At 63.3% G+C, this 11,220-nt stretch carries 13 protein-coding genes and 1 pseudogene; 3 read left to right on the plus strand and 11 right to left on the minus strand.

Going from position 1 to position 11,220, the window contains the following annotated elements:
• Positions 1–34: 34 nt before the first annotated feature.
• Positions 35–163: a hypothetical protein gene (locus RZS28_RS05055; protein ID WP_407340246.1), complete on the minus strand. Its 129-nt coding sequence runs from the start codon at positions 161–163 to the stop codon at positions 35–37.
• Between the two features lie 115 nt (positions 164–278).
• Complete coding sequence (locus RZS28_RS05060) at positions 279–590, minus strand: hypothetical protein (protein WP_407340247.1); 312 nt, start codon at positions 588–590, stop codon at positions 279–281.
• A 469-nt stretch (positions 591–1,059) separates the two neighbouring features.
• Here RZS28_RS05060 and RZS28_RS05065 point away from each other — a divergent pair.
• Positions 1,060–1,839, plus strand: a pseudogene (locus tag RZS28_RS05065) (putative bifunctional diguanylate cyclase/phosphodiesterase); the annotation flags it as partial.
• Positions 1,840–1,853: 14 nt separating this feature from the next.
• On the opposite strand, the gene RZS28_RS05070 reads toward RZS28_RS05065, so the two are convergent.
• From RZS28_RS05070 to RZS28_RS05085, 4 genes are all read right to left on the minus strand, one after another.
• Positions 1,854–2,399 (minus strand): NYN domain-containing protein, encoded by a 546-nt coding sequence (locus RZS28_RS05070; protein WP_407340248.1) that lies wholly within the window; start codon positions 2,397–2,399, stop codon positions 1,854–1,856.
• Between the two features lie 132 nt (positions 2,400–2,531).
• A complete protein-coding gene (locus tag RZS28_RS05075) occupies positions 2,532–2,687 on the minus strand; it encodes a hypothetical protein (RefSeq protein ID WP_407340249.1) in 156 nt (51 codons plus the stop codon).
• 237 nt (positions 2,688–2,924) lie between these two features.
• Positions 2,925–4,634 carry a glycosyltransferase gene (locus RZS28_RS05080; protein ID WP_407340250.1) on the minus strand — a complete coding sequence of 570 codons (1,710 nt, stop codon included), beginning with the start codon at positions 4,632–4,634 and terminating at the stop codon, positions 2,925–2,927.
• A 53-nt stretch (positions 4,635–4,687) separates the two neighbouring features.
• Positions 4,688–4,969, minus strand: a complete 282-nt coding sequence (locus tag RZS28_RS05085; protein WP_407340251.1) for a hypothetical protein — start codon at positions 4,967–4,969, stop codon at positions 4,688–4,690.
• 115 nt (positions 4,970–5,084) lie between these two features.
• Here RZS28_RS05085 and RZS28_RS05090 point away from each other — a divergent pair, with 115 nt between their 5' ends.
• Entirely contained in the window at positions 5,085–5,960 is an 876-nt protein-coding gene (locus tag RZS28_RS05090) for a DUF6502 family protein (protein WP_407340252.1), read from the plus strand.
• Positions 5,957–7,168 (plus strand): DUF5666 domain-containing protein, encoded by a 1,212-nt coding sequence (locus RZS28_RS05095; RefSeq protein WP_407340253.1) that lies wholly within the window; start codon positions 5,957–5,959, stop codon positions 7,166–7,168. Before RZS28_RS05090 ends, RZS28_RS05095 begins: the two co-directional genes overlap by 4 nt.
• 197 nt (positions 7,169–7,365) lie before the next feature.
• On the opposite strand, the gene hypB is transcribed toward RZS28_RS05095, so the two are convergent.
• From hypB to RZS28_RS05120, 5 genes are read right to left on the minus strand one after another with little or no spacing between them, the layout of a single operon-like run.
• A complete protein-coding gene (gene hypB, locus RZS28_RS05100) occupies positions 7,366–8,307 on the minus strand; it encodes a hydrogenase nickel incorporation protein HypB (protein WP_407340254.1) in 942 nt (313 codons plus the stop codon).
• A complete protein-coding gene (gene hypA, locus RZS28_RS05105) occupies positions 8,307–8,642 on the minus strand; it encodes a hydrogenase maturation nickel metallochaperone HypA (RefSeq protein ID WP_407340255.1) in 336 nt (111 codons plus the stop codon). The genes hypB and hypA overlap by 1 nt, the downstream gene beginning before the upstream one ends.
• A gap of 20 nt (positions 8,643–8,662) precedes the next feature.
• The gene (gene hypE, locus RZS28_RS05110; protein WP_407340256.1) at positions 8,663–9,745 is read right to left on the minus strand and encodes a hydrogenase expression/formation protein HypE; all 1,083 of its coding nucleotides are present in this window, start codon (positions 9,743–9,745) and stop codon (positions 8,663–8,665) included.
• Positions 9,742–10,887 carry a hydrogenase formation protein HypD gene (gene hypD, locus RZS28_RS05115; RefSeq protein WP_407340257.1) on the minus strand — a complete coding sequence of 382 codons (1,146 nt, stop codon included), beginning with the start codon at positions 10,885–10,887 and terminating at the stop codon, positions 9,742–9,744. The genes hypE and hypD overlap by 4 nt, the downstream gene beginning before the upstream one ends.
• A gap of 50 nt (positions 10,888–10,937) precedes the next feature.
• The gene (locus RZS28_RS05120) at positions 10,938–11,216 is read right to left on the minus strand and encodes a HypC/HybG/HupF family hydrogenase formation chaperone (RefSeq protein WP_407340258.1); all 279 of its coding nucleotides are present in this window, start codon (positions 11,214–11,216) and stop codon (positions 10,938–10,940) included.
• Between the last annotated feature and the right edge of the window lie 4 nt (positions 11,217–11,220).

Genomic DNA, 11,220 nt, shown 5'->3' on the forward strand with positions numbered 1-11,220 from the left:
GCCGCTCCATGGGGTGAGAATTTCGGGTGAGGCTTCAAAATAGGCGCAAGGCCGCGAGCGCGCCAGCCGGATCGACGCAGAGCTTGGACTCGGCCCGGCCTGCGCAGCGCGTGAACCATGACAGGGAGACGAGCCCGAACCAGTCTGTCGGAAGGGGGAACATTCCACCCGATCGGCCATGAAATGGATATTTGTTCGCATTGCAGCAAGGCAACGAAACGTGAACCCGGCGCTTTTCATATTTCTGCCGAGACCTACGCTCGGCCGGGCCTAAAGGATCAGCGGCTTGAATATCCGATCTGAGGCCGCGGCTTGCGCGCCAGCCGGAAAAGCAACGCGCCCAAAGCCGCGATGACCAGAAACGTCGGCAATTTCAAAAAATCAACGAGAATTGGGTCATAGACAAAGGGGTGGGCATGTTGCTTCACCGCGTCCTCCAGCAAAGCGAGCTTGATCGGCGCAAGCGACGCTGCGGTCTGGCCGACTTCCATCACAATAAGGCTTTTGCCCGCGATCGATCGCGTCGCGTCGATGACCAGGGCGGCGAAGGCTGTCGCCAGGAGGAAAAGGCCAAAAAAACGCAGCGCCAATCGAACCATGAGACCTAAGGAATTTTCGCGACGGGCTGAAACGCCTGCGCTCGAGTGGAGATATATCAAATGCAGGAGCTTTGCCTATCCCCCCGGGACGGCGAACCCGCCGCACGGAATCCCCAAATCGATGAGGCAAACCAAATTCACGGCAATTTAGGGATTGAACAATAGCAATATTACGCGTCGAAAAACATCAGACCTCAATAGCCATCTGCCATGACTGCGAGGAAAGCAGTTGAGGAAACTTGATGGCGGCGCAGTCGATTTTGCATGAAGGCGATGATCGCGAGGCCTTCCAGCCTTCTCCGGCGCCTCGCGGCCCGAAGGCGGCAGCGAACCGCTCGGGCCGCCCGCCAGCGATGCGCCGGACGCCTTGGAGCTTTTCGAGGGCGATTCGGCGCCGATGGCGGTTTACCCTGAAACCCTGGGGCTTCTCGCCGTGAATGGCGCGCGAGGCCGCGCCCTCCGGTCGTTGGAGCGCGACTTGCGCAAGGCTTTGATACAAGGGGAGTTCGAGCTCCATTACCAGCCGCTCGTGTCTCTGAAGAGCGGCGCCGTCGCCGGGTTCGAGGCGCTGGCGCGCTGGCGCCATCCGCTGCGTGGAATGGTCCTCCCGGCGGAATTCATACCTTTCGCGGAGGAGATTGGTCTAATCGGGCCTTTGGGCGAATGGGCGCTGCGCCAGGCCTGCGCTGAAGCGGCGACATGGCCGAATGGGCTGAAAGTCGCGGTCAATGTCTCCCCGGTTCAATTCAGGACCGGCGACTTGACGCATGTCGTATTGACGGCCCTCGCGAGCTCCGGCCTGCCCGCCGCCCGCCTCGAGCTCGAAATCACCGAATCCATTCTCTTGGCGGAGAGCGAAGCCAATCTCGCGACGTTGCGCCGATTGCGCGAATTGGGCGTCAGCCTCTCCATGGACGATTTTGGAACCGGCTATTCCGGCTTGAGCTATCTCCGCGCATTTCCCTTCGACAAGATCAAGATAGATCGGTCATTCGTCCGCGATCTTGAGCAGAATGGAGACTGCAAGGCGATCGTGCGGGCCGTCGCCGGACTTGGAGCGAGCCTCGGAATTCGCACGACGGCCGAAGGCGTCGAGACCGCCGAGCAATTCGAATGGTTGCGCAATGAGGGCTGCACCGAGATACAGGGGTATTTGTTCAGCCCGCCAGTACCAGCAGGCGAGATCGGAGAATTGCTGAGATTGCATCCCAGCCGCAATGCGGCCCTCGCTATGGCTTGAAGCCGCCGACAGGGTCAGGATCGGCCCGTCGCTCCTCCCACATCGCGGCCTATCTTTTCCGCCAGATGGGCGAGCTCGATGAATTCGTCCGCCTGCCGCCGCAAGTCGTCCGCGACCATGGAAGGTTGCGTGAGATTGCTGGAGACGACCGAAACGCGCACGCCTTTGCGTTGCAGGGCCGCCGCGAGCGAACAGAAATCGCCGTCGCCGGAAAATAACATGATGTTTTTGACATAGGCGGCCATTTGCAGGGCGTCGACCGCGAGCTCCACGGTCATGCTGCGTTTGATCTTCCGACGGCCAGCCGCGTCGACAAATTCCTTGGACGGCTTCGTCACGACGGCGAAGCCGTTATAGTCGAGCCAATCGACCAAAGAATGGACCGGCGAAAGCCCGTCGTCGTCGATCAGAGCCGTGTAGTAGAACGCTCGAATCAAGCGTCCTCTGCCTTGGCATTCTATCAACAATCGCCGGAAATCTATTTCAAAGCCCAAAGCCTTGGCGGTCGCGTAGAGATTGACGCCGTCGATAAATACTCCGAGTCGATTTCTTTCCGCCATTTTCAGTTCTCTTCGTCGAGGTAGGACATCATGGCGCAATCAATGGCTCTCGATCGCGCCTCGATTCTCGGCGCGTCAGATTGGTCTAGCTTTCACGCGCCGCGCATGCAGGCCGGAGCAGATCATCGCGATTCATAACAGCGGGAGCGCCAAAGCCGCGCCGAAGACCACGAAGACAACGACAGCCGGGATCGCCCACCATCGCTTATTCGTCCATAGCAGAATGATCAGCTCGTTGACGGCGCCAAAGCGATTGGCCGGCCCCTGCTTGCAAGGCGGAGTAAACATAATGTGATCTCCAATGGCTGTATCGAACGCGCGAAACCTGCGCGAATGAGACGCGCTTGGTGCTTGCGGCGGAGACGCCGCGATCGACTGGTCTTTGAGATTGAATGGCGTATTGGGCAGAACCTAATGTCCGCATCGCTGCATCGGACGCGCTCGACAATTTGTGAAGCAAGGCTTGTCGTCAGGCGCTGCGACGTGCGCGCGCTTCCGAAGGCGGCGTCGAATGCGCTTTTGGCGTCACCCTTTCGCGCGCCGCGCGGCGCCCCAAGGTCTTGTCGGCGTCGATCGGGGCTGAAACTGGCAGCCGTCGCTCGGTGGACGGCGCTCGATGATTATGCTCTTGATGTCGCGCGCCACGTCTCTCCACGTGCGCAATCGAGTCGATTGGATTTTCGCTTGAAAGGATCGCCGCGTTTCCGCATTCGAGAGCGCGCGAATGGCTTCCTTCATTTCTTCGGCGTCAAAGGGCGAGAAATAAGCGCAGAGATCGCGGCCGACGAAGGGTATGGAGCCTGTGTTCGAGGCGGCGCATGGCTTGCCGAACCAGAAACTCTCCCCGACCGGCAATCCCCATCCCTCGAAATAGCTGGGCAATACGGTGAACCGGCATGAGGAGTAGAGCCATCGCAGCTCGCTGTCGGTTGGCGCTTCGACGAACTCGATGAGGCTTGGGGAGGAATTGGCTTCGTCCAATTTCTCCAGTGCGGCCTCGGCTTTCCAGCCGCGGCGGCCTGCGACCACGAGCTTCGGCAGTTGATCGCCCAATTCGGCCGCAAGCTCCTCCCACACGAGGAGGAGGGTGAGATGATTTTTGCGTATCTCTACGGTGCCGACGCACAAGGCGAAGTCTTCGCCGGCCAGGCGCGCGAGCCGATCGGAGGCCGCGAATAAAAGCTCGTTGCGTTCCGCTCCTGGGAATTCATCAGCCAGAGGAACGACGGACGATCTTGTCAAAAGTCCCGCCGCGCCGCAGCTCTGCCTGACCGCCTCCAGATCGCGCCGGTTGCGCGGCGTCGTCACGATGAAATGAGCGGGGAGGCGCAGCATGTCCAGATATTCCGCCCTGAAGTCATGCCCGGTGAAATAAGGCGTGATGAGAGGGATAAGATCGTGAAACAGGACAATCAGATTCACGCGCTGATCAGCCGCCCGCCTGCAAAAATCGATGATCTCCCTGTTCGCCCAAAAGGCGCCGCCAATGAACAGCGTGTCGCAAGGCTTCAATTCCGGCATGCGCGAGCGCCGCTTGATAGCGCGAAATTTACGCCGCCTTTTGATGAGGTCGATTAAACCGCGCGGCGTCCGCTTGAGATCGGCGCAGGCTTCCCTGATCAGACGAAATATCGCGTCGACATCCCCATTCGCTGATTCCACCAAAGGCCGGAGGTCCGACCATTTTCCGTGGCGCAAGGCGATGAGGCGGACGGCTTGACTCGACTTGACGAGACTGGTTGCGACCTCGAGCTGGACGCGCGGGATTCCCGCGCAGCTGTCATGCCAGATCGCGTGAGACACGACATCCGTCAGGTCGAGATAGATTAAGGCCTGGGAGGTCTCACCCTCGATCTCGGAGGCGTCATGCGAGGGAGGGCTTGCGAGGTCTTGCAACGGCCGGATCAGAGCGTAGCCGGCGCTGACATCCTCGAAGGGGCGGGAGCCGTCGGCGGATAACCAGGAACGCAGAGTCATCGCCGGCGAGGAAGGGCGCAGCGCCGCGCGGTTCGCTTCCGCGCAGCCGGCTTCGGCTGACGCTGGGCGGACGAGATCATGCAGCGCGTCGCGAAGGCCCAGCGCCAAGCGAAGGACGCAGCCGGCCAGAACGCCGGCAAGCTCCCTCGCCTGCGGCCGCGGCGCCGACAACATTGCGGCGACAAGACGCCATGCATCCAGGGGAGGAACGTTCGTGGCGTCATAGGCGCTGACAAGCCGGTGGAAAGTGGAAAGCATCGGATGTCCTCTAAGAATTCGCGCCGGGAAAGGGCGTGAAAATTTGCGAATGCTCAGCGCAATTCGGCGGCGCAATTGAAGCCTCCGTTCGAGAGGCGGCCTTGGCGCGACGCCGGTTCGATCGCGGCTTTCTCGACGTCTCGCGCGGGCTGCCCGCAGCGCCCGGCGACGGCCATGGGAAGGATCAGCAAGAGCGTCGCCGCCATGAAAGCGAGCCCGCGCAGCAAGGCAGCCAAATGGGCCGTTCTCGCCGACGGCGCGGAACATGCGCGCGCGGATTGGCGGTCGCGCCGCCGCCAAGCCTTCGCGGCAAAAAGAAAGATCCATCGGCCCATGGGCGCTCCTTGACGTGGGATTAATTTACACGCAAAGGATAAGTGGGTAATTATCCCACGTCAAGCGCATTTGTGGGATTGTATCCCACTCAATTTTCCGTCATATCCAGGCGTCATGGGCCACACCTCAGATCGCGCGCCGCCGGATCCGGAAAGGCTTCAGGCGCCAATCGCCCGCCTGCTTCGACCTCTCGTGCGTCTATTCGTGCGCAGCGGGATCACCTTCCCCGCTCTCTGCGATCTTCTTCGCGAGCTTTACGTGAACGTCGCCGAATATGATTTCGCTTTGTCCGGCAAGGAACAGACCGACAGCCGCGTGAGCCTGCTCACCGGCATTCACCGCAAGGAGGTGCGGCGTCTGCGTGGGGCCGGCGCGCCGATCAGCGCCGCGCCGGCTTCTCTTTCGCGCACGAGCCGGATCATCGCGCGCTGGCTCGCTGCGCCGGAATTCACCGACGCGCAAAAAAGGCCTTTGCCCCTGCCCCGCGTCGCGGACCGGGACGGCGGCCCTTCCTTTGAAGCTCTCGTCGCCTCGGTCACCCGCGATCTGCGCCCCCGCGCGGTGCTCGACGAGTGGCTCGACAGCAAGCTGGCGACCATCGACGCCGACGGCCGCATCGTTCTTGCGGAGGCGGCTTTCGTGCCGCGCGGCGGCAGCGATCAGCAGCTCTATTATTTCGGGCGCAATCTTCACGACCACGCCGCCGCCGCCGTCGCCAATGTGCTGGGGGAGGAGCCTCATTTCATCGAACGCGCCGTGCATTACGATGGCCTATCGGACGCTTTGGCCGAACGCCTCGAGCAGCGCTCGCGCGAGCTCGCCATGGAGGTCTTGCAGGAAGCCAATCGAGAGGCTCATGCCGCCTGCGAGACCGACAGAGGCGGCGATTGCCGCTGGACCTTCGGCGTCTACGTCTATCGCGAGGAGGAACGCGAGGCGCCTCCGCAATCGCCGTCGACGGAAGATGACGCGCGAGGGCCAGGTCGATGAGCCGGCATCGCCTTGCGACTCGCCGAAGGGTTCTGAAAGGGTTTGCCGTCTCCGTTTCGGCTCTATTGGGGCCCTTTGGCCGCACCGCAGCCGAGTCATTTCTCGATCGCGGCATTGGCGGCACGGGCGCGACGTCTGAGCCCAAAACGCGCGAGGGCGACAGGGGCATCGGCGGCACCGGCGTCATCGGGACCATTCAACGCTTCGGCAGCATTATTGTGAACGACCTGCGCATCAGCTATCCGCAGGATGTCAGCGTGAGCCTCGACGGCGAGCCGGCGAAGGTCTCCGACTTGAAGATCGGCCAGGTCGTTCGGGTGGTCGCCGAAGGGCGCGCCGCCGGCTTCTCGACACATAAAATTGAGGTCGCGAGCGAGGTGGTCGGCCGCATCGACGGCGTATCGCTTGGCCGCTTCAGCGTGCTCGGCCAGACCGTGTCGCTCGCCGGCCTCTCCGGGGCGGACGCGCAATGGCGCATCGGCGATCATGTCGCGGTGAGCGGCTTGCGGCGGCTGGACGGGACGATCGTGGCGAGCTTCATCGAGAAGCGCCCCGGCGAGGCGACGAGAGTGGCGGGCCCCGTCGTCGAGGCGCCGGATGGATCCGTGACCCTGGGCCGCCTGAGGCTTTCCGGCGTGGACAGAGATTTGATCGGTCGACGCGTCCTCTTGGAAGGACGCCTGGCCGGCGGCGTTTTCGAGGTCTCCTCCGGCAGGAGCGAGCAGGCCCTGCTCGGACCGAACGTCAAGGCGCTTTCCGTCGAAGCCTATGTCGAGCGCAGCGGCGGCGGCCTAAGGCTCGGCTCCGGGCTCGAGGTCGCGGGCGGCAAAGCGAGCAATCTGCCGCGCGGCGAAGCCGTTCGCGCCATTCTTACGACGTCAGTCGGCGGCAATGGCCGGCTGCAGGTCGAGTCCATTCGTAGCGACCCCCGAGACGGCGGCCTAGCTCCATCGAATGGCGCGAAGCCAGGCGGGTCAAATGACAGAGGCGGCATGACTCAACCCGGAGGACCAGGCGGACGCGGAAAAGCTGAGGGGCCGGGCCGCTCCGGCGGTTTCGGCGCCCCAGCGGTCAAGGTGCGCGCCCCGGACAGGGCGGGGCAGCCGCGGAGCCGAGCGGGTTTTAAATCCGGGCGGTTTGGGCGTCTTGGCGCTCCGCTCCCGCCGGCCCCGGCGGACCAGCCGGCGCCGGACCAAGCGGGTTTGTAAATCCGGGCGGACTCAATGGTCCAGGCGGGCCCAGCGGACCGGGTGGGCCCATGGGGCCAGGAGGATTTACCGGGCCCGGCGGTGCCATGGGTGGACCAAGCGGCCCGATGGGGCCGGGCGGGTTCGGCGGCCCACCAGGGCGTTAGCCGAAGCCGCGCAACAAATCTGCGAGTGGGGCCCGCGATCGCGGCCCTTCCCTACTGCGCGGCGTCCTGCGCTAGGCGCCCGCGGACGGCGCGCAGCCAGTCGTACCAAGCGCCGAGCCCTTCGCCGGACCGCGTCGAGAGCCGGATCGAGCGGATGTCGGGATTGACCTCGCGCGCCATGGCCTCGCAGCGATCTATGTCGAAATCGACGTGCGGACAGAGATCGATCTTGCTCAGGATCATCAATTCGGCGGCCCGGAACATGTGCGGATATTTGAGCGGCTTATCCTCGCCCTCGGTCACCGACAGCACGACCACTTTCGCGCGTTCGCCGAGATCGAACAAAGCCGGGCAGACGAGATTGCCCACATTCTCGATCATGACCACCGAGCCGAAGGCCGGCCGCAGCGCGTCGAGGCCCCGGCGCACCATATCCGCTTCGAGATGACACCCCGTCCCCGTGTTGACCTGGACGGCCGGCGCGCCCGCGGCCTTGATGCGCTGCGCATCATTCAGCGTCTGCTGGTCGCCTTCGATGACGAACATCGGCATCTCGGTCCCAAGGTCCCGAATGGTGCGCTCCAGAAGCGAGGTCTTGCCGGCGCCGGGAGAGCTTACGAGATTGAGCGCCAAAATCTCTCGGCCGTCGAACCAAGCGCGGTTGCGCTCCGCGGCCGCGTCGTTCTTCGCGAGAATGGCGCGCTCCAGATCGACGCTCACGGCGTGCATGGCGGCCAATGCGGCAACCGGCGCCGGCTGATGGGCATGGTCATGGTCATGGTCATGATGATGATCATGGCCATGCGCATGATCGTGCTCGTGATCATCGCTATGGTGGTGGTGATCATGAGCATGGCTATGAGCGGGATGGCCATCTCCGTGCGAATGCGGCTCGCTCGCGCCATGGCTCGGCGCCGACTGCTCCTGCGCCCCGGTCTCGAGATTGGTGATCGTGACCCCGTCCTTGCCGCCGCATCCGCAGGTTGCGCACATCAGATCTCCTCCACTTCCATGCTTTTGATGTTGAGTTCCTCGCCGGTTAGTCTCTCGAGCCGGCAGGAGCCGCAGCCGCAACGGCCGAAAACTTCGACAAGCGCGACCTCGGCCCCGCAATCGAGGCAGCGGGCGCGGCCTGGCACTTCAATAATGTCGAGCGTCGCTCCGTCGAGCGCGCCGCCTTGCGCGACAACATCAAAGCAGAAGCGGATCGCCTCAGGCATGATCGCCGCAAGCTTGCCGATCTCCAGCGTCACCCGCGTCACCTTGCGGCCGGCGGCCTGCTCCTCGACTATGGCGACGATCGACTGCGTGATCCCCATTTCATGCATCGCAGAGCCTCAGCAAATGCTTAGCAAATTCTCGGCAATTGCTCGCCGACCAACATGTCGACGACGCGCTTGCCGCCGAACTTGGTCTGCATCACAACGCGTCCGGCCGGCCCCGCCGTGACATGGCCGACAATGGCGGCGTCCCTGCCGAGAGGATGCGAGGCGAGGGCCGCGCGCGCCTTCTCGGCGAGGGCGGCCGGCGCCACCAGAACGATCTTCCCCTCATTGGCGAGGTAGAGCGGATCGAGGCCCAGGATTTCGCAAAAGCCCTTCACTTCGTCGCGCAGGGGAACCGCCCTCTCATCGATTTCAATGCCCACGCCCGAAGCCTCCGCAATCTCATTGAGCACGGTCGCAATTCCGCCGCGTGTGGCGTCGCGAATGAACTTCACCTCGGGACAAGCGTCGAGGAGCGTATCGATGAGTCCGTTCAGCGCCGCGCAATCACTCTCGATCGGCGTTTCAAGATGAAGGTCGCCGCGCGCGACGAGAATGGCTGCGCCATGATCGCCGAGAAGCCCGTTGACCAGGATCGCGTCGCCGGTTTCCGCGCGATGCGCGCCAAGATCGACGCCGGCGCGGATCACGCCGACGCCGGAGGTGTTGATGAACAGCTTGTCGCAGGCGCCATGCCCGACGACTTTGGTGTCGCCGGTGACGATCGCGACGCCCGCAGCCGCAGCCGCCTCAGCCATGGAGCGCGCGAGCTTGCGCAGCAGCGCGACGGCGACGCCTTCCTCGATGATCGCGCTGCAGGACAGAAAGAGCGGCTTGGCGCCGCCGACGGCGAGATCATTGACGGTGCCGCAGATCGCGAGCTTGCCGATATCGCCGCCGGGAAATTCGAGCGGATCCACGACGAAGGAATCGGAAGTGAAAGCGAGCCTGTCGCCATGCAATGCAAGCTCGCTCAAGGAGACGCGCGCCTGATCTTCGAGCGGCGCAAGGACGGGATTGTCGAAGACCGAGACGAACACGTCGTCAATCAGATCGCGCATCGCCTTGCCGCCGCCGCCATGCGCGAGCGTGACCTTAGGAACGTGAATCCCGTCGCGCAGCTTTCGCTGCGGCCGCATGAGCTTGCCAGGTTCGGGCTTGGTCATGCCGCGTCGGCCGCCCGCTTCGAGCGCAGCCCCTCCAGGTCGCCATATTGATAATAAGCGGCGCAGGCCCCCTCGGACGAAACCATCAGGGCGCCGAGCGGCGTCTCCGGCGTGCAGGCGGCGCCAAACACCTTGCATTGCCACGGCTTGATGACGCCCTTGAGGACCTCGCCGCATTGGCAGGATTTCGGATCGGCGATGTGAAGCGCGGGCAGCGCGAACTTGCGCTCGGCGTCATAGCGGGCGTAGGGCGCGCGCATCCGCACGCCCGAATGGTCGATGGAGCCGAGGCCGCGCCACTCGAAAAATTCGCGGAGCTCGAAAACTTGGGCGATGGCGTGGAGCGCGGCCGAATTTCCCTCGGCGGGCGCAATCCGGCCATATTGGTTTTCGATCTCGCAGCGGCCTTCGTTCATTTGCTTGAGGACGAGCCAAATGGAATGGAGAATGTCGAGCGGCTCGAAGCCGGCGACGACGAGAGGACGGCGATAATGCCTTGCGATGAATTCATAAGGCGTCGTGCCGATGACCATCGAGACATGCCCTGGCCCCAGAAAGGCGTCAATGCGCAGGTCGGGCGAATCGAGGATGGCCTTGATCGTCGGGACGATCGTGATGTGGTTGCAGAACAGGGAGAAATTGGCGATCCCCTCAGCCTCGGCCTGCAGCACGGTGAGGGCCGTGGAGGGCATGGTCGTTTCGAAGCCGAGGCCGAAGAAAACGACTTCGCGCTTTGGGTTGTCGCGCGCGATCGCCAGCGTGTCGAGCGGCGAATAGACCATGCGCACATCGGCGCCTTCGGCCTTGGCTTGCAGCAGGCTTTTCCTTGAGCCCGGCACGCGCATCGCGTCGCCGAAAGTGGTGAAGATCACGCCGGGCGTCTCCGCGATCGCGACGCAATCATCCACCTGACCCATGGGGAGGACGCAGACCGGACAGCCCGGTCCATGCACCAGCTCGATCTCCGCCGGCAGCATGTTGGCGATCCCATAACGAAAGATCGTGTGGGTATGGCCGCCGCACACTTCCATGATGTGCAGCGGGCGGCGAAGCTCGCGGACGACTGATTGCGTCAGCTCGCCGATCGCCGCGAGCAAGACAGTGGCCTTCTCGGGATCGCGGAACTCATCGACATATTTCATGACCCGGTTTCCCTATTGCGCCTTGTGGTCGGACACGCGGCCGGCTTGACTTATGTGCGGCCAGATCCGCGCATCGCCTCGATCTCCTGTTGCGCCTCGCCGAGCTCGGTCAGGATGCGCAATGTCTCCATCGCCTGCTGTTCGTCGATGACGCTCATGGCGAAGCCGACATGCACAAGCACCCAATCGCCGACGCAGTCCTCGACCGCGCGCTCGCCTATGATGCAGGAGACATTGATCTCACGCTTGACGCCCGCCACGTCGACGGTCGCCAGCTTGCGGCGCGCGTCGGTTATGGCGACGATCTGGCCGGGTATGCCAAGACACATGAAT

The sequence above is a fragment of the Methylocapsa polymorpha genome (genome assembly GCF_045689225.1).
Lineage (GTDB): Bacteria > Pseudomonadota > Alphaproteobacteria > Rhizobiales > Beijerinckiaceae > Methylocapsa > Methylocapsa polymorpha.